The following is an 18,728-nucleotide window of genomic DNA, read 5'->3' on the forward strand; positions in this document are numbered from 1 at the left end:
TTTGGCATTTGACATTGTGCACGCTGTTGAGTTCTCAAGGATCGGATGCTCCTGCTTTTCACCCTTCCGGGCTGCTCCGCAGGGCAACTTCTCTAACTTACCACTCGAAAAGTTTTTGTCAAATCGGCCGTTTTGGGCCCCGACAAAGAGTCGGCGCACCAAATCGATCGACTGAATTGCTTCAGCTTGTTCGAGTGGAGGTTTTATATCCTAAGGCAGTGAACGCCGACACTCAAGAGTGCCTGTTCTTTTACCTGGATTTGGTCCCGCATGAGGCCGGCGAGCTAGTCGCTCTGCCGCACCTTTGGGGTGACAAGTAAGAACTTTACGTTCGATCCGGAGGACTGGCAAATTGTGGCTGCCGCCCGGGCGTGTCGCGCCGCACATCCGCGGAATCCCGCGGGTGTGGCGAGACCCGGGGACTAACCGACTGCGCTGTCGTCGCCCGCTTCGCCCCGCAGCATCCGCACCCACGCGCCCAGGTACAGGGCACCCGCGTCGTCGTGGATCAGTGCCCGATGGTGGAGAACCGGGTACGGCGTCTCGGGCACGCCGTCGAGCGGGCGCACGTCGACGTGCACGACGTCGTATCCGTGCTCGTGCAGCCAGTCGGACATCGCGTAATCGGTGCGGGAATCACCGAGCGTGCGCCAGGCGACGGGAAGGGGGCCGCCCTCAGCCTCGAGCAGGCGGAGGAATTTGCTCGCGCCGAGGTCCTTGCCGAGCCGGACCGACTCGATGTCGGTTGAGATGATAGTGGGGTCGATCCGGTACGGGGCGTTGCCGGCGGCATCCGTCACGACGGTGCTCCCCCATTCGAAGCCGAGCCCGCGCGCCTCGAGTTCGCGCGCGGCGTCGTTGTCGAAGTCGTCCCTTCGGGAGGCGAAGTGCTCAGCGGACACATCGATGCGCTGCTCGACGGAGACCATGGCCCGCTTGGTCTCGTCGAAGAACACCACGTCGTCGTAGGAGCCGGCGACGAGGTCGCGGATCGCGTCGCCGTACGCCACAGGCACGGCGAGGTCCTCATCCACCTCGATCTCACCGAGTCCGTCCGGGGTGATCCGTGCGACGACGGCGCCCTTCTCGCAGATCGCCCACACCTGGGTATCGGCGGCGAGCCCTGCGGCGATCAGGTGGGGTACGACCTGCTCACGGATGAAAGCATCCGATCGCCCGGTGTTGAACACGATCGGGATGCCGCCGTTGGCGAGCTCGACGAGGTCGCGCGGGATGCTCGGAATGGCGACACTCCGGCTCACCGGACTGGCGATGGGGCCGTCGACGTCGAGCAGGAGACCAAGTACCGGGGCAGCGTTCTTCACGGCGCCAGTCTAAATGCGACGGGCGCCGATCACGCCCATATGTCGTCGCACACGGATCGAGGGTGCGCTACGGTTCCTCGGACGGCTCCGGCGACGGAGTCGGCGCGGGGGTCGGGGTCGGTGACGCTTCCGGTTCCGAGAGTTCGGCGATCGCCTTCTGGAAAGCCGCGACCGTGATGGCATCCACGTTGCCAGTCGGCTCGACACCCAACGCCGTCTGGAGGGCCATCAGCGCCTCGGTCAACTCGGGAGTCCAGATTCCATCCACCGGTCCGTCCCAGAACCCGGCGAGCTTCAGCGTCTGCTGGACCGCGGCGGTGGTTGCCACGCTTTCCTTAGCCGCCGCTCCCCCCAGCGCGAGCAGTTCGGCCTGCAGCGCTTCGGACGTCGCCTTGTCCACGGTGCCCGTGACCGGCAGCCCGTTCGCCTCCTGCAGGTCTTCGACGGCTGCGGTCGTGGCGGGCCCGTACACGCCGTCCACGCCCTCGGCGTAGTAACCGGCGTCGGTCAGGTCCTGCTGCAGCGCCGCCGTGTACGCGCTCACCGCTGCCTGTGCGCTCTGCTGTTGCTCGTCCGGAATGCATCCGGCGTCGACGAACAGCCGCAGCCAGGCCATTTCGAGGGCGACGGCGGCGCTGTTGAACTGCTCGGATGCGCTTGCCAACGGTGTCTGGTCCGTGATCGCCCCCTGCGCGGCAGTGAACTCCGACTCAGCCTGTGTGACCCGGTCGACGGTGGCGGCCGGGGCCAGCGGCGCGCGGGTCGGGGGCGCGGTGCCCGTGTCGGTCGGCGTACCGGTCGGGCCGGCCTCGGCCTGCGCCAAAGCCGCGCGGGCTTCGGCCAACTCCTGCTCGGCTGCCGCGAGCGACTCCTGGGCTTCCACAGCTACTTCGGCATCCTCGAACGCTGCTTCGCGGGGCTTGGCGAGGTCAGCACCTGCCACCCGGACATCGCCGACGGTCGGTGCACTGTCGGTGAGGACATCGCCGTACCGGTCGAGCGCCAGGATGTAGTCCTCGCTCGCCCCACAGAACTGCCCGGATGCGGCCGCCAGGTCCGCCTCTGCCTCGGTCACCGCCTTCTCTTTCGCGGTCACCTGTGCCCGAGCCCGGTCGACATTGCTGCTGTCCCCCGCGCAGCCGGCAAGCCCGGCCGCCGTGATCGCCACCCCCAGCACGGTCGCCGCCAAGCGCGCCGGCATGCCCACTGCGTCGTTTTTCATGCCACTCTTCTCATCGCCTGACACCAGCGCCAGGTCCTTGAAGTTCACCCCGGACGGCCCGCAGAGTCATCACTCGGATCGGGTGACAACACCGATCTCGGCGGGTTGACCGCGACAGGGGCCGCTTCCTATGACTCCCGCTCGTCGTTGAGCGTCCCGGGCAAATGCATGATCCCATCGATGCGCCGTGGCACCCCAGTGGTGGCATCGCGCAGCTCGACCGGAAGAAGCATTTCGGGCGCGTTCTGCCAGGCGAGCGGCCTCAGGAAGCGGCGAATCGCTGTCACTCCGACCGACGTATGAAACGAGTTGGTCGCTGGCCACGGACCCCCGTGATGCTGCGCCCACGAAACGCGCACGCCGGTGGGGAACCCGTTGAAGACGACGCGGCCCACGGCGCGCGACAAGCTCTCCACCAACGGGTGCAGGTCTGCGACCTCTGCCTCTTCGAGGTGCAGACTCGCCGTGAGCGAGTCCGGCACCCGCCCGAGCGCCGCCGTCAGCTGCTCGACACCGTCGTAGTCGACGAGCAGCAGCAGGGGCCCGAAAGCCTCGATGGTGTGCTCAGGTGTCAACTCGGTCGCCGGCACTCGGAGCACCCGCGGGGATACGTTGTAGCCCTGCGGAGCCACGACCGTGTCGCCCGTCTCACCGAGTAGGGACTGCACCTTCGGTGCCTGCTCGAGGGAGCGCTCCGCGTCGCGGAAGGAGGTGAGGACGCGCTTGTTGAGCATCACACTGGTTGGCGCGGCGGCGACCGCGTCTACGACGACGTTCGCAAACCGGTCACCAGACGCACCCGCGGGGATGAACGCGATTCCCGGTTTGGTGCACAGCTGACCGGCCGAACCCGTGATCGAATTGGCCAGCCCCGAAGCAATCTCATCTGTCCGTGCCGCGAGTGCGGCTTCGGTGATGACGAACGGGTTCACACTCTGCAACTCGCCGTAAAAGGGAATCGGCCGGTCGCGCTGCTCAATGATCTCTCGCAAATGGCGCGCGGCGCTGAGCGACCCTGTGAAACCGACGGCGGCGATCTCGGGGTGTGCGACGAGATGGGAGCCTGCACTCTGGCCGTAGACGATGCCGATGGTCCCGGCGGGGGCACCCGCGCGGGCCGCGCCGAGACGCAAAGCCTCATAGCTCGCTTGTGAGGTGAGGGGATGGGCGCTGTGGGCCTTCGTGATCACGGGGTTGCCCGCAGCGAGAGCCGAGGCAGTGTCGCCGCCTGGAACAGAAAAAGCGAACGGGAAGTTGCTTGAACCGAAGACGACGATCGGGCCAACCGGCACGAGCATGCGTCGCACGTCGGGCTGCACCCCCATCGGGGTCTGGCCTGCGTGATCGATCGCTGCCTCAAGGAAACTGCCCTCGCGCACGGCCTCGGCGAACAGCCGCAGCTGGAACGACGTTCTGGTGAGCTCCCCTCCCAGGCGCACGTCGCTGAGGCCAGTCTCACCCTGCGCGACCGCGACAAGCTCGGCTCGCTTCTCCTCGAGAGCGTCTGCGAGCGACTCGAGGAGAGCGGCACGCCACCCAAGGTCTCGTCGCGCCAGCTCGGTGGCCGCTCCGACCGCGAGCTCGACGATCTTGTCCACGCCCTCGGGCGTGGTCGGCTCGATTCCGGTGTTCGCATCCTCGCCGGTGCGCGGGTCGGTGGTGGTCAGTGTGGATGGCATCTCGCTCCTTTTGCTGGCAGAGGTGGTCAGGCGCTGTCTCGGACAATCAGGGTGAAGCCCAGATCGATCGACACGGGCTTGGCATCGAGATCCGCGGTGCGCTCAATGATGAGCTGCCCAGCGCGACGGCCGATCTCATCATCGGGGGTTTGGATCGTCGTGAGGGCAGGGCTCAGGTGCTGACTCAGCTCGAAGTCGCCAAAGCCGGTTAAGGCGATATCGTCTGGCACGCGGAGCCCTCGGGCCTGGGCCTCGAGCAACGCGCCGGTCGCGAAGATATCGCTCGCGCACACGAGCACGTCCGTCTCCGGGTGGTCGGCGAGCGCGCGGTCGAGAAGCCACCTGCCGGCTTCGACGCTGATGCCGCGTCCGCCCGTATCGAGGATGCGGATCTGCTCGCCCGGAAGCTGACGCGTGACTGTGTCACGGAATGCGTCACGACGGGCGCTGGCGCGGGAGTCGGCACCCGCCAGCCAACCTCCGAAGGTGGGATGCCGGTAGCCCCTGCTGATCACAAAGTCGACGATCTGCTCGAACGCATCACCGTTTGAGAAGCCTACGAGAGAGCCGATGGGGTCATCCGACCAGTCCCAGGTCTCCACCACGGGGATCCGCGACCGCCGCAACAGCTCTCGTGTGGCAGGAGAGTGATGGGAGCCGACCATGATGATCCCATCGGGGCGCCGACCAAGGAACGCGCGCACCAACTGCTCCTCGCGGTCCAGGTCGTAGCCCGTGGCTCCGAGGAAAAGTTGCATTCCCGCCTCGGAAAGCACTTCCTCGAGTCCGTGCACGGTATCAGCGAAGACAGAATAGGAGATGGCGGGTATCACAGCGGCCACGGTGCCACTGCGATTGGACGCCAGGTTGCTCGCTGCCCGGTTCGGGACGTACGACGTTTCGTCGATGGCCTGCAGGACGGCGGTCAATGTCGCCTTCGACACAAGTTCCGGGCTGCGGACGGCCCGCGACACGGTCGACGGCGAGACGCCGGCGATTTTTGCAACTTCGTCGAGCGTCACGGAATGAGTACTGCGTCGCGTAAACCGCGCCATCGGGGATGGCCCCTCGTCGTCAACCGGAGTCATAGAATTCCTCTTGCCGCCAGGTTCCTCATCAGCGCCGACACCCCGAAGTTCCACGGAGCGCACTCCTCGCTATATTTCACAACGTTCACCAGCGCACCGAGGCTGGGAGAGGCGATCGTGACGACGTCGTCCAGTTTATGGGTGAACCCCTTTCCTGGAGCGTCGCGGTCTTCGATCGGGGCGAAGAGAGTGCCGAGCATGAGTATCGCGCCATCCGGGTACTGATGGTGGGGTCCGATGAGCTGGTGAACGAGGTCGACCGGATCACGACTGATCTGGAGCATGTCCGAACTCGCCACCATCGTGAAGTCGTCGGTCCCCTGCACCGTGACCGACACAGACATCGATCGCACGTCGTCGATACCGAAGCCGTCGTCGAAGAGCCGAATCAAAGGGCCGGTCGCGCATGATGCGTTGTTGTCCTTGGCCTTGGGGAGAAGCAGGGCGCTGCGACCCTCGACATCGCGCAGGTTGACGTCGTTCGCAAGCATCGCCCCGACGATGTTGCCTGACGACGCCACGATGAGAGCGACCTCAGGCTCAGGGTTGTTCCAGCTTGACGATCGGAGGACGCCGATCTGCTCACCCGTCCCCCGCGACGACAGGGGCGCAGCCTTGGTGAAGATCTCAGCATCCGGCCCGATACCCACCTCCAGGTACTGCGACCACAGACCCTCTGCGATGAGGAACGCTTTGAGCTCGGATGCCCGCTCAGACCCGGGCACCAGGCCCCGCAGGTCTCCCCCGATGCGCTCGACGATCAGTGTGCGCAGACCGGCTGCCGCCTCCAGGTCGCCGCGCGCGCGCTCTTCGATCACGCGCTCGATCATCGACACCGCAAAGGTCACGCCCGCCGCCTTGACCGCTTGCAGGTCGTGTGGAGCGAGCAACCACGGGCGTTCTTCGTCTCTCGTGTCGAAAGCGGTGTTGTTGTAGATGTCCTCGAATGTTCCGAGCAACGCACCACCGGTGTCGCGTGCCGATTCGGCGGGATTGGCCTCATCCGAAAGTTCACTGATGGTCGCAAAACGGGGGGCGAGAGAGAAGACCTCTCCTTCTTTCACGACGACGGGGGTGGGGCCTTGTACCGCTGGCTCCCACACTCTGCCGACCAGCGTCGCTTCCGTGACGTCCACGGGGAGGGCGTCGGCCATCGGTGGGAACCAGGTGGGGGCGATGGTCACAGTAATTCCGATCTCTCAACGTCCGTGAAACACCGCGGCGCGCTTTTCGGTGAACGCGGCGCGTCCCTCCGCAGCGTCCTCAGTGGCGAAGCATATGGTCTGCAGGTCTCGCTCGTAGCGCATGGAGTCGTCGAAGTTCATGGTGAAGGCTGCGCGCAGGTTGGCCTTCGCTGTCTCGGCTGCGATAGGGGGCCGGGACGCGATCGTGCGGGCGAGTTCGAGGGCACGGGGCACCAGCGCGCTGGCCGGGTGTACCTCCGACACGAGCCCCCATTCCTTCGCGCGTTCCGCGTCGATCGCATCGCCGGTGAGCAACATCATGGCTGCATTGCTCGGGCCGGCGGAATGAGCCAGAAAGGCGCTCATGCCGCCGCCACCGATCCAGCCGAGCTTGATCTCGGACGCGGCCAACTGCGCGTTCTCGGCCGCGAGGCGGATGTCGCAGATCATCGCCGTCTCGACGCCGCCGCCGAACGCGTAACCGTTGATCGCCGCGATGATGGGCTTGCGCACCTCGCGCAGGGCGTCGCAATAGTCGAGGCGGTTACGGAAATCCCATGGCGAGTCGTAGCCGTCCAGGGCGCGGATGTCGGAGCCGGCGCAAAAGGCTCGATCACCCGCCCCGGTCAGCACGACGACGCGAACGTCCGGGTCATCGTTGATGGCGAGTGCGATGCGGGTGAGTTCCTTCGACATCTCGGGCGTGACAGCGTTGAGCTTCGCCGGCCGGTTGAGTGTCACAAGGACGACGTGCGTGTCTGTGCTGACAGCTATCTCGTCAATCGTGCTGCTGATCATGTTCCGACTCCTTGGTTGTCACGGGGTCGGCTGCCCATGGCTGCCTTCACCGCGGAATTCTGTATGCTCGTCAGTTGCTCGAGGGTGTCCTGGGCCGACGCGCCCCCGACCACTCCCGCACGAACGGCGGTCGACAGGCGCGCCTGCGTCGCCGGGAACCCCTCAAATCTCGGCCGAACCCAGGATCGATCGATGCTCCCCCGGGTGTGACGATAGAAATCACCAACGGAAGCGTTGACACGCTCACTCTCCCAGGCCGTCGCCAGGGATGGTTGGCCTTCATTCTGGGGGATGAATGTCGTTTGGACGTCGTCAGAAAGCAGCCAGAGCAGGTGTCTGCGCAGCGTGTCGGTTACCGTCGCCCGGGCGGTGACAGCGATTCCGGTCCCGCCGATCGTCGAGCCGATGTGCCCTTCCGGCCCCCTTGGCGCCGGCCCGAAACTCACCGCTCGGTCGCGGCTGATGTCGGCATAGCCCACATAGCCATACACGAGCGGGATGAAAGCGACCTCGTCTGTCCTTGTCATGCGCTCGAGCAGCCCGATCGGGTTCTGCGACGCTGCGCCCTGTGGTGACCGGGTGGTGATGTCGGACAGGATCTGGAGGGCTTCGGTGCCGACCGACTCGTCGACGATAGCGGCGGATGCCCCCGTTGCCAGCGGCGCGCCGAGGCTCTGGCACAGCGACGCGAAGGTCAGGTAGGCGTGCGGTCCCGAGAGTGAGAGCGCCACGGGCACCTCGTGCGAGACCCGGATCACATCGTCCCAGGTCTCCGGCACGTCGGTCAGCAGGTCGGGACGGCAGGCGCTCACCTGGGTCGCAGCATCCAAGGGGAGTGCCCACGTGAAGCCACCGAGACGATACGAATCCAGCGAGGGCCCGACCACCCGCGTCGACAGGGCGGCTAGTACTCCTTCCCCGACGACCTCCTCCATGGGCCTGAGGCACCCGCTCGCCAGGGCGTCTCCGAGGTGAGGGTGATCGAGCACGAGGAGGTCGTAGCGCTCCGCGAGCTCGGCTATCGGTGCCGACTCGAAGCCTTCGAGCGACTGCGCGTGCCATGTCAGGTCGAGTCCCGAATCGCGCCAGAGCTCCGAGGCAGCCTCCAGCGCCCGGCGTCCACGGGGGTGGTCCCAGGTGAGTCCGAGGAAGGGCTCTGTCATGACACGGATGCCGTGGCCACGACGCCCGACGTGGCGAGGAAATCGATCTCCGACGGCGTCATCCCCACTTCGGCAAGGATCTCGCGAGTGTGCTCGCCTGCCAGAGGAGCTCCACGGTCGACACGCGCGGGAGTTCGTGAGAAGCGGTAAGGGAAGCCCGGCGTCTTGACGTGACCCTCAGTCGGGTGCTCATACTCGACGAACGTCCCGTTGTGTTTGATCTGCTCGTCATCGACGAGATCCGCGTAAGAGTACACAGGTGCGACCCAGATACCGGCACCGCTCAGCACCCCGTACCACTCCGCCGTGCTCCGGGTGGCGAGCCGTGCAGCCACCTTCGCGTAGATCTCGTCGCGGCGCGACCAGCCGTCGGCCTCGCCGTCCATCGACGCGAAGGACGGCTCGTCGATGAGGTCCCCCAGCGTCGGCAAGTGCGGCATCGCGAGTGCGAGATAGCCGTCCGTCGTCGCGAAGGTTCCGTACGGGGAGCGGATGTAAACGTGGGCGTGTGGCTCAGCGCTGCGCTCCTGCGGCACGCCGCCCATCGTGAAGACCGAGATCTCCTGCATCTGCAGGGTCGTGATCACGTCGAGCATGTTCACGGTGACCTGCTGCCCTTCGCCCGTGCGCTCACGGTGCAACAAAGCGGCAAGCACAGCCTCGAACGCTGTCGACGCCGTGACCGCGTCTACGAGGTACTGGCCCGCCGCCTGCGGCGGCGTGCCAGTCGCCCCCGCCGAGAGCATCGCCCCGCTGAGTGCCTGCAGCAAAAGATCCTGGCCGGGGCGATCGCGGTACGGGCCGTCTTCTCCATAACCCGAAATCGACACGTAGACGATGGCGGGGTTGACGGCGCGCAACGACTCGTAGTCGACGCCCAGGCGGGCGGCCACACCGGGTCGATAATTTTGCAGGAAGACGTCGGATTTCGAAACCAGCCGGTAGAGCAGGTCTCGTCCCTCCGGCGCCTTCAGGTCGACGGCGACAGAGCGCTTGTTGCGGTTGAGCGAGAGGAACGAGACGTTGATGCGGTTACCGCGCGCTCCGCCCGCCGCCGAGTGGCGCTGCCACTCACCCGTCGTCGGCTCGATCTTGATGACGTCGGCACCCAGATCGCCGAGGCGCTGTCCGGCAAAAGGCCCGGCCATGGCGATCGAGCAGTCGAGCACGCGGTATCCCGCCAGGATGCCCGACGTCGCGGGGGTCGATTCGGTCATGGCGTCACGTCCGTTCTTGGGTTGGGCTGGTCTCCGGTCGCCCGGATTCTCTCGAGCGAGGTACGCACATCATCCGCATCAGCGAGGATGCGAACAGAGAGGTCGTACACCCGCGACTCCCCGTGCGCGAGCCAGATCATGCTGCCGTCGTCCCGGGCTGCCTGTTCGCCGGTGACGTGGTGGCTTGAGGGCTCCAGACCGACTCCGTATTGACCCGAGCGCAGGTTCTGCCACTCGAAGAAGTAGGGCTGGGCGGCGGCGTCCCACGACACCTCGACACCGGAGCGTCCGTCTGCGGCGTGTAGTGCGACGCGGTGCCGTCCGTCGGAGCCGCCGATCAGGGTGTGCTCCCAGACCTGTTCGACGAAGCCGTCGATTGGCTTCGAGAGCGTGTCGTAGGCGACACCCTGCTCGGTCGTCGAGTCCGACGCCCACTCGTGGCCCGACATCGAGGCAACGAAGCGCGTACCCTCGTCCACGATCGGATGACCAAGGTTGAGGTGGTACAGGAACATGTGGGGGGTGGGCTCGAACCCCAGGTTGTCGACGACGTCATGAATGCGCACCTCGCTGCCGAAGACGTCGAGTTCGATGGTGCGTGTGAGACGCAGGTGCTCACCGAACGACGTGGCCTGCACGATCTCTCCGACCACCCGGAGCGTTCCGCCGTGTTCGTCCCATGCCTCTTCGACACGCAACAGGCGCGCGGGGATGGCGGTCAGCCGGCCGTGGAGGCCATGCCGTATGGTCTGCTTGGGCGGGTACGCATAGTGTGTGGCGTCGAATTCGCCTCCGAAGAGCGCGTGGTCCAACCCGCCCGTGACGAGCAGGCCGTCCAGTGCGCGCAGCCAGGAGAGGCCGTCCTCCGCATCCGCTTCGTGAAGCCCGGGATGGCGGAAACCGTTGCCGCTGCGCCAGCCGAAAGGGCGCCCCTGGAACCGTGCCGATCCGAGGTCGAACGCCCGATCGATGAGCACCTCCACCTCGAGGCCTGACGCGTTACGCATGAGAAGGGCGCGCACTCCCTCTTCGCGCCCGTTTTTGAGGACGACCTCCTGGATGCCGGCGAACGCCGCGAGGTCTCCTGTGCGGCGGCGCAGGTCGACCGTCGAAGGCTTGCTGTCGGGAAACGTCATCTCATCACTCCATAATCCATCCGCCATCGACATTGATTGTCTGCCCGGTCACGAAGGCGGCATCCGGTCCGATCAGGAATGAAACGACCGCCGCGAGTTCCGCATCTGTACCGCGCCGCTTCAGGGACTGCCGATCGAGGACGAACTGGCTGTACTCGGCGGGGTTCTCGTGGATCTCCTCGGCCTTGGTAGGAAAGGCTCCCGGCGAGACGCAATTGACGCGAATGCCGCGTGGCCCGAGTTCGCGTGCGAGAGCACGGGTCAACCCGACGCATGCGCCCTTCGTGGAGACGTAGCTTGCGAGATCGGCCCAACCGCCATGAAAGGTGATCGAGCCAATGTTGACGATGCTGCCGCTTCGCCGCTCGACCATGAGTCGCGCGGCGTGTTGCGCGGCCAGGAAGTAGCCTGTCTGGTTGACCCGCACCACGTCTTCGTACTCCTCGACGGAAATGTCGAGGAAGGGAGTGGGAGGGTAGATCGCCGCGTTGTTGATCAGGGCGCTGATCGGGCCGAGTTCGCGCTCGGTTTCGTTGATCGCGGCCTCGATCGCGGCAGGATCGCGCAGGTCGGCGGGGAGCACACGGTGCGCGACGCCCGCGGCCTCGAGCAGGCTCGCCGTCTCGCGCAGCAAGTCGCTCTCTCGGCCGAGCAGGCCGACCTTGAACCCGTCAGCGCCCAGTCGCAGGGCGATCGCGCGGCCAAGGGCGCCGCCTGCGCCGGTAACGACGACGGAGCCCCTGGGCGCCGACGGGTCAGGTGTCATGCTTCAGACCCCGATCTTCGTCAGGACGTCGTCGACGAACTTCTTGGCCCGCGGTACGTCCGACTCATCGAGGTGCTCGATGATGAGAGGGACATTGGGGCTCTTCTCCGAGAGGCACTTGACGTAGAACTCGTAGTCGAGTTCACCGAGCCCCGCCGCGGGAAGTTCGATCTCGCCGACGCCGCGGAACGTGTGGGACTCAAGCGCGTTCTCGTCGCCGATGTCGGCGTGCTTCTCGGTCTTGTCGTCGCCTGAGCGCTTGACGTCCTTGGCGTGGGCGATCCGCACGCGGTCACCGAGGTTGTTGAACACGTCGCCCAGCACCTGCTGCTGGTTGTCGATGTTGTGGGTCTCGAAGTAGTTGGTCGGGTCCATGAGAAGCTCGATGCCCGGGCCCTTGATATCGTTGAACACGCGTTCGGTCTCTTCGAGAGAGCCGATCACGTTGTTCACATACGTCTCGAGCAGGAACGTCGCGCCATGGTCATAGGCGGTCTGTGTGAGGTCGGCGAGCACCGCGAGTGCGGTGTCGTAGCCCTCGGCCGTTTTGTTCTTGTCGTCGTGCACCCAGTCGCTGTCTGCGTTGAAGGTACCCGACTCCGAGATGACGTACGGGGTGCCGAAGGCGCGCGCGTTGCGGATGATTTCCTTGAGGTACTCGACGCGGCGCGCGCGTTCGTCGAGATCGGGGTGCACGATGTTCGTATAGCCCGAGATCGCGCAGATCGGCAAGTCGTGCGCGCGGAACGTGTCGCGCACCCGTTTTGCTTTCTCTGCGGTGATCTGACCCGCCGACAGATCGACGTCGGTGAAGTGCAGGTCGAGCTGCACCGTGTTGAACCCGAGCTGGCGAATCTTGGTGGCGGTGGTTTCGAGGTCGTACGGGAAGTACCCCGAGAAGATGCCGACTTGAATCATTGTTACTTGCTCCTTTGCATGTGGATGGTCGGTGTGCGGAGAGGGGAAGTTCAGATGGTGGCTCAGGCGGAAATCTCGGAGACGCGGACCGGCCGGTTCTCGCGGATGGAGAGGTAGCCTGCCTCGATGAGCGCGATCGTGCGCACATTGTCGGCCACGGTCAACTCCGGCTCAGTGCCTGAGGCGAGGGCGTACTGTAACTGCTCCATAACGCCGATGAAAGCGTGTGGGAACCAGTGGGTGTCCCAGGTGGGAGTGACCCAGCTGCCGTCGGTGGTCGTGGTCGAGGCGTACGTCAGGGTCGAGGGGTCTCCCGTCGGCCAGCCAATCGTGCCTTTGGCCACCCCCGCCGTGCCTTCCACACGCCACGTGATCGAGGCATCCGAGTCGTACCCCTCTTCGCGAGGGCCCGACCAGACGTCCTCGAGCGAAAGCGCAAGTAAACCCGATGGGAATCGCAGGGTCGAGACAACGATCCCGTCCTCATGTGCGAAAGCCGTGCGCGGATCGGTGCGGGCCACAGTGCTGATTTCGTCGGGGTCGCCGAACAGGAAGCGCAGGGCGTCGAGGTGGTGAACGCTCATGTTGGCCAGCGTGAGGCGGTCGTATCCCTCGAGAAAGGACTGCCAATGCGGTATTGCGTGCATCGTGATCGACGCGAAGACGGGCTCGCCCAGGTCGCCACGCTCGAGGATCTGGCTGAGTACGCGGATCGACTGGTCGTAACGCATGTTCTGGTTGACCGAGAGGATCTTGCCGGCCGCGGCGGCCTCGTCGCGGAGAGCCACGGCCTCTTCGAGGGTCAGGGCTAGCGGCTTCTGCGCGAGCACGGCCTTCACATGCCCCTGGGCGAGCGCGGCGCGAATGAGGGCGGGCTGTTGATCTGGCGGGAAGGCAATGTCGACGATGTCGATCCCAGGATCGGCGATCAGGTCGAGCGGAGTCGCGTGCACCGTCGGGATGCCGTAGCGCTCGGCGAGCGCACGAGCTTTGGCCTCCGTCCGCGAGGCGAGGGCCGCGACGTGAAAGCCGGCGAGCCGATACGCCTCGAGATGCACATCGGCCATGATCATGCCGGCTCCTATCGCCCCGATCCGGTATCCCCGCTCGCGGACGGTGACGTCCGGCGCGAAATCCGGCGCATCCACTGAATCCATCTCAGTCCTCACTTCGTCGCGACATTGCGATATCCGGTGCACGGATCCGGTGACGTTCGACCGCCGGTCAAAATCCGTGACAGCGCTACTGGCAGCGCTGTCAAACTTACGGTAGTCTCCCCAGCAGCATTCGTCAACTGACAGCCTCTGACGATTGTGAGCCCCGCCAACGTCGACGGAGGCGAGGTCGGATTTTCGACCTGACGCATATTTCAAAGGAGAAGAAATGCAGTCAGCACGCATCAGGAAGCGCATTGCCTTCGGAGCATCGATAGCAGCCATCGCGGTCACCGCGAGCCTCGTCAGCGGGTGCACCTCAGCCCCCGCGGAGACCGGCGGTGGCGGTGGCGCAGCGGGCGACGGCGAGAAGTTCGTCATCGGGTTCCAGCAGCCGCTCGGCGGCCAGGCATGGCGCGAGATGGGGCTTGCATCGCTGCAGGCGCTCGCGGCCCGTCCCGAGTACAAAGACAAGGTCGAGCTCAAAATCGTCCGGACGAACGACAACGACGCGGCACAGCAGAACGCCGCGATTCAGAACCTCATCGCCGAAGGAGTCGACGCGATTCTCTTCGACCCAGCATCCGCCACGGGAGCCGACGCTGCCATCGCGCAGGCCGAAGCCGCCGGCATCCCGGTCGTCGCCAACGGTGGCCCGTACGAGAACGAATACGTCTACACGGTCTCGACCGACTGGGCGAACGCCGGAACGGTCGGCGCCGAGTGGCTCGTCTCACAGCTCGGGGACAACAAGGACGTTGCGGTACTCGAGGGCCTCGCCGGAGTGCCACTCAATGACGGGTCGATGCCCGGCGTCGAGGAAATCCTGACCGAGGGTGGAGCGAACATCGTGGCCCAGGGCACGAACGGGTGGAACGAGGCCGACGCGCAGAAGAACATGGCGCAAATTCTGCAGTCCAACCCCGACCTGGGCGGCGTCTACTCGTTTCTGACGGGCGGCCAGGGCATCCCCGCAGCGTTCTCAGACGCTGGGATCGAGTACGTTCCCGTGGTGGGTGGCTCCGGCTACAACGGCGAGGCATGCACGCTCGTCGACAGCGCACCCGACGGGTTGGTGGGGAACATGGTGTTCGGCCAGCCCGCGATCTACGCCAAGGGCCTGGAGCAGGCGGTCCTCCTGCTCGAAGGCGAGAGCATCGAGCAGCAGCAGTTCTTCCCGCCGCTGGAGATCACCGATGAGAACGCCGCTGAGTACTGCCTGCCCGACCAGGCCGACAACTTCCAGCTTGGGTATGACTTCCCCGGTCTGGATCTGACGGTGGACGAGGTCCTTGCGTTCTACCAGAAATAGCCCGAGCGACGAGTTTGAAGGGAACGCAATGCAGAACGATCCTCGCCTGGGCACCGCATCAGTGGCGGCGCCCGGGCGGGGGCCACTCCTCGTGGCCTCCGATGTGACGAAAACCTATGGCGCCGTGCGGGCGCTAACCGGTGCGAGCTTCACCTGCTGGCCGGGCGAAGTGCTCGCCCTTGTCGGCGAGAATGGCGCCGGAAAGAGCACGGTCTCCCGCATCCTCGCCGGGGCAACTGAACAGACTTCCGGCACAATCACTTTCGACGGCAAGCCGTTTCAGGCATCCTCGATTGCGGAGGCACGAACCCGCGGTGTGGCATGCGCATTCCAGGAGCTCGCGCTCGTGCCCGATTGGACCGTCGCCGAGAACCTGATGCTTCCCGACAAACGCGGGCGCGGCACCTTCTCGCAGAAGCGAGCCCAGGAGAACTCCGCCCGGCTGCTGGACGAACTCGGCGTGACCCACCTCGATCCGTCGGCGCCGCTCAGCGACCTCCGTCTCGCCGACCGCCAGGTCATCGAGATCGTCCGCGCCATCTCGGCCGAGCCACGCCTGCTGATCCTCGACGAGGCGTCCTCGGCGCTCAGCGCTGTTGGTGTGGACTGGCTCTTCTCTCAAGTCCGTGCGCTCACCGCGCGCGGGGTAGGCATCATTTACGTGTCGCACCGCCTCAGCGAGATCGCCGAGATCGCCGACCGGGGGACGGTGCTGCGCGACGGGGCATCCGTCGGAACGTTCGAGCGGGGCTCGTGGTCGGACGACGACCTCGTCTCCCTCATGGCGGGACGCACCGCGCGCCGCCATTTCCCCGATCCGCCGCCTGTACCCGCCGCGGACGCGCCGGTCGCACTGGAGGTGCGGGGCCTCCGCTCCGAGTCGGTGTCGGGCGTGGACCTGACCGCCCGTGCCGGTGAGATTGTCGGGATCGGCGGCCTGCAGGGGCAGGGCCAGACCGAGCTCTTGCGCTGCCTGTTCGGCGCGGCCCCGGCACACGCCGAAGTGTGGCGGGTGGGCGGCAAGCCCGTACGCCGGCTGTCGCCCTATTCCGCTGTCAAACGCGGCATCGGCTTTGTACCCGAGGATCGCAAGACCGAGGGGCTGGCGCTGAGCCTCAGCGTGGGCGAGAATCTGCTCGCGCCGTGGCTTCGGCCGGTCTCCCCCGGAGGGCCGCTGCAGTTGCGGCGGGAACGCCCATGGATCGACGGAGTTCTCGGCGCCCTGAGTGTCCGCACTCGCGGCCCTCACGAAACGGTCGACGCCCTCTCGGGCGGCAATCAGCAGAAGGTCGTCTTCGGCCGCTGGATCGACCGCAAGCGTTTGGTGCTGCTGCTGCACGACCCGACACGCGGCATTGACGTTCGCGCGAAGCAGGAGCTCTACGAGGCCATGCTTTCGCTCGCCGACAACGGCGTGGCGATCATCTGGTTTTCGACAGAAGTGGAGGAACTCGTGCACCTGTGCCATCGAGTCGCCGTGCTGTACCGGGGCCGTGTGGCCCGCGTTCTGGAGGGCGACCAGATCACGCCCGATACGATCATCGGAGCGGCGGTGGGAACAGCATGACCGCGCTGACGGCTTCCGCCCCCACTCCGGTGCGCATGCGCTCGGGCCTCCGCCGCCTGCAACGTCAGGGCGCCTTCGCCCCGGTCGTCGCGTTCGTTGCGTTCTTCGCGATCTATCTGATCGTCAACCCGGGCCTCCTGACCCGCTTCCAGTTGCAGTCGGCCGCCAACCTCATCGTTCCGCTGGCTCTCATCGCGCTCGGCCAGTTGCTGATCGTGTTGATCGGCGGCATCGACATCTCGATCGGCGCGATCACGAGCCTCTGCAACGTGGTCTTTGCAACGCAGATTGCGGGACTGAGCGGACCAGGGGCGCTGCTCCTCTGCATCGCCGTCGGCGTGCTCTGTGGCGCGATCAACGGGGCGCTGGTCGCGTACGCCAATCTGCCGGCGATTGCCGTGACCCTCGCCACCGCCTTCATTTACGCCGCGCTCGCGCGACAGATCCTGGATCGCCCCGGCGGGGCGCTGAACAAATCGATCTACCTGATCACGGGCGGCGAGCTCGTGCCGTTCGTTCCCGTCTCACTCGTCTGGCTCACTCTCGTCGCCGTCGGACTGTGGTTCTTTCTGCAGCGCACGGCGCTCGGCCGCCAGATCTATGGCGTCGGTTCAGGCCGCGTAGCCGTGCAGTCGGCAGGACTCAAGCCGCGGCTGACGATCATGGTGACGTTCATGGTTTCGGGCGGCATCGTGTCGCTCGGGGCGGTGATCCTCGCGGGCTCCACCCTGACAGGCGATCCACGCAGCGGCGACCCGTACCTCCTCAACTCGATCGCGGTCGTGGCGCTCTCGGGTGCCGCTTTCGTCGGCGGTCGGGGCAGCATTCTGGGCACCGTTCTCGCCGCGGCAATCCTCGGCATGGTGGGCAACCTGCTGTTCTTCGCCGGCATCAATTCGTACTGGCAGTACGTGATCAGTGCACTCATCATCCTGGCCGTCGTGGTCATCCCGAAGATCGTCCAGGTCAGCATCCGCGCTGCGGCTCTGCGGAGAGGACCCCATGATTGACACGCAAGCAATTCCGGTCGCCCAGGGCGAGCCACCTGTCCCCGCCACACAATCCCTTGTGGCACGGCTTTCGTCGCGGATGCCACGGGCGGGGTGGGGGCTGGCGATCTTCCTGGCCCTGTTCATCATTGGCGGGCTGTTACGCCCCTCACTGTTCACCCTGCCGGGCCTTCTCAGCACGGCGACTTTTGCTGCCATCCTCGCGATCGCCTCCTACGGGCAGACGATCGCCGTCATCCAGGGCGGGATCGATCTTTCCGTGCCGAACACGATCGCCTTCGCGGCTCTGGGGTTCCTCACCTGGACAGGATCCTTCGGACCCGTCGTCGCATTGCTGCTGGCTCTTGGCGGTGGGATCGTCGTGGGCATGGCGAACGGGCTGATCGTTGCGAAAGTCGGGCTCACGCCGATCGTCACCACGATCGCGATGAACGGGCTCCTGTTCGGCGTCGTGCTTCTCAACTTCCCGCTCTCGGAACTGACCGTCGTGCCCGACCTCGTCACATCGTTCACGTCGGCCCGTATCGATGTCTTCGGCATCCAGGTTGCCGCGGTCCTTCCCACCGCTCTCGTCCTCATGCTGGTACTTCAAGCGCTGCTGAGTTATACGGGATGGGGTCGCTCACTCTTCCTGGTCGGCTCGCGCGAGAACGCCGCGCGCCTCGCAGGCCAGCCGGTCGCACGCATCCGAATTGCGGGTTACGCTCTCTCGGGACTGCTCGCCGCGTTCGCTGGCGTCGTCATCGTCGGCTACTTCTCGCAAGCCGAGGTGACGATGGGCAATTCCTACCTGCTCGGCTCGGTCGCCGCCGTGATCGTCGGAGGCGCCTCGATGTTCGGGGGTCGAGGGTCGATGATCGGGACGCTGGTCGGTGCGCTCGTGCTCGGGCAGGTGGCGACCCTCGTGGCGGTGTTCAACCTCGGCGCGACGATGCAGAACCTGATCTACGGGCTCATCATCCTTGCCGTGCTGGGAGCATACGGGCGGGATCGACACTGAGTGCGCCCTCGACCGGCCGCAGGAAAACAGAGGGAAAACAGAATCAGCGCCTCTCGAAAGAGGCGCTGATTCTGGTCAATCTGGCGGTGGCGGTGGTGTCTGGTTTCAGGACATCGTTGACAGATGTGTCGGGACATCGAGGACGTGCGGCATGTATCGAGACATCGTTGACACGGCCACGATGGTGCA

At 65.6% G+C, this 18,728-nt stretch carries 16 protein-coding genes; 4 read left to right on the top strand and 12 right to left on the bottom strand.

Going from position 1 to position 18,728, the window contains the following annotated elements:
- Positions 1-422: 422 nt before the first annotated feature.
- The 12 genes from ABIE24_RS17410 to ABIE24_RS17465 form a co-directional block, all read right to left on the bottom strand.
- Positions 423-1,325 (bottom strand): hypothetical protein, encoded by a 903-nt coding sequence (locus ABIE24_RS17410; RefSeq protein ID WP_354502170.1) that lies wholly within the window; start codon positions 1,323-1,325, stop codon positions 423-425.
- A gap of 67 nt (positions 1,326-1,392) precedes the next feature.
- A complete protein-coding gene (locus ABIE24_RS17415; protein WP_354502173.1) occupies positions 1,393-2,547 on the bottom strand; it encodes a peptidoglycan-binding domain-containing protein in 1,155 nt (384 codons plus the stop codon).
- 128 nt (positions 2,548-2,675) lie between these two features.
- Positions 2,676-4,226: an aldehyde dehydrogenase (NADP(+)) gene (locus tag ABIE24_RS17420; RefSeq protein ID WP_354502176.1), complete on the bottom strand. Its 1,551-nt coding sequence runs from the start codon at positions 4,224-4,226 to the stop codon at positions 2,676-2,678.
- Positions 4,227-4,252: 26 nt separating this feature from the next.
- Positions 4,253-5,248, bottom strand: a complete 996-nt coding sequence (locus ABIE24_RS17425; RefSeq protein WP_354502179.1) for a LacI family DNA-binding transcriptional regulator — start codon at positions 5,246-5,248, stop codon at positions 4,253-4,255.
- Positions 5,249-5,310: 62 nt separating this feature from the next.
- A complete protein-coding gene (locus ABIE24_RS17430) occupies positions 5,311-6,498 on the bottom strand; it encodes a fumarylacetoacetate hydrolase family protein (protein ID WP_354502181.1) in 1,188 nt (395 codons plus the stop codon).
- 15 nt (positions 6,499-6,513) lie between these two features.
- Complete coding sequence (locus ABIE24_RS17435) at positions 6,514-7,296, bottom strand: enoyl-CoA hydratase/isomerase family protein (protein ID WP_354502184.1); 783 nt, start codon at positions 7,294-7,296, stop codon at positions 6,514-6,516.
- A complete protein-coding gene (locus ABIE24_RS17440; protein WP_354502187.1) occupies positions 7,293-8,459 on the bottom strand; it encodes an extracellular solute-binding protein in 1,167 nt (388 codons plus the stop codon). Before ABIE24_RS17440 ends, ABIE24_RS17435 begins: the two co-directional genes overlap by 4 nt.
- On the bottom strand, positions 8,456-9,676 hold the full coding sequence (locus ABIE24_RS17445; protein WP_354502190.1) for a CaiB/BaiF CoA transferase family protein: 1,221 nt from the start codon (positions 9,674-9,676) through the stop codon (positions 8,456-8,458). Before ABIE24_RS17445 ends, ABIE24_RS17440 begins: the two co-directional genes overlap by 4 nt.
- Positions 9,673-10,812 (bottom strand): aldose 1-epimerase family protein, encoded by a 1,140-nt coding sequence (locus ABIE24_RS17450; protein WP_354502193.1) that lies wholly within the window; start codon positions 10,810-10,812, stop codon positions 9,673-9,675. The genes ABIE24_RS17445 and ABIE24_RS17450 overlap by 4 nt, the downstream gene beginning before the upstream one ends.
- Positions 10,813-10,816: 4 nt before the next feature.
- Positions 10,817-11,578 (bottom strand): SDR family NAD(P)-dependent oxidoreductase, encoded by a 762-nt coding sequence (locus tag ABIE24_RS17455; protein ID WP_354502196.1) that lies wholly within the window; start codon positions 11,576-11,578, stop codon positions 10,817-10,819.
- 3 nt (positions 11,579-11,581) lie between these two features.
- Positions 11,582-12,496, bottom strand: a complete 915-nt coding sequence (locus ABIE24_RS17460; protein WP_354502199.1) for a sugar phosphate isomerase/epimerase family protein — start codon at positions 12,494-12,496, stop codon at positions 11,582-11,584.
- A gap of 62 nt (positions 12,497-12,558) precedes the next feature.
- Entirely contained in the window at positions 12,559-13,653 is a 1,095-nt protein-coding gene (locus ABIE24_RS17465; RefSeq protein ID WP_354502202.1) for a Gfo/Idh/MocA family protein, read from the bottom strand.
- A 226-nt stretch (positions 13,654-13,879) separates the two neighbouring features.
- Between ABIE24_RS17465 and ABIE24_RS17470 the strand changes: the two genes are divergently transcribed.
- The 4 genes from ABIE24_RS17470 to ABIE24_RS17485 are packed head-to-tail and all read left to right on the top strand — an operon-like array spanning position 13,880 to position 18,539.
- Complete coding sequence (locus ABIE24_RS17470) at positions 13,880-14,962, top strand: substrate-binding domain-containing protein (RefSeq protein ID WP_354502205.1); 1,083 nt, start codon at positions 13,880-13,882, stop codon at positions 14,960-14,962.
- A 28-nt stretch (positions 14,963-14,990) separates the two neighbouring features.
- Positions 14,991-16,529: a sugar ABC transporter ATP-binding protein gene (locus ABIE24_RS17475; RefSeq protein WP_354502208.1), complete on the top strand. Its 1,539-nt coding sequence runs from the start codon at positions 14,991-14,993 to the stop codon at positions 16,527-16,529.
- Entirely contained in the window at positions 16,526-17,539 is a 1,014-nt protein-coding gene (locus ABIE24_RS17480; protein WP_354502210.1) for an ABC transporter permease, read from the top strand. The genes ABIE24_RS17475 and ABIE24_RS17480 overlap by 4 nt, the downstream gene beginning before the upstream one ends.
- Positions 17,532-18,539 carry an ABC transporter permease gene (locus ABIE24_RS17485; protein ID WP_354502213.1) on the top strand — a complete coding sequence of 336 codons (1,008 nt, stop codon included), beginning with the start codon at positions 17,532-17,534 and terminating at the stop codon, positions 18,537-18,539. The genes ABIE24_RS17480 and ABIE24_RS17485 overlap by 8 nt, the downstream gene beginning before the upstream one ends.
- The last annotated feature ends 189 nt before the right edge of the window (positions 18,540-18,728 follow it).

This window comes from Mycetocola sp. 2940, from assembly GCF_040548835.1.
Taxonomy (GTDB): Bacteria; Actinomycetota; Actinomycetes; order Actinomycetales; family Microbacteriaceae; genus Mycetocola_A.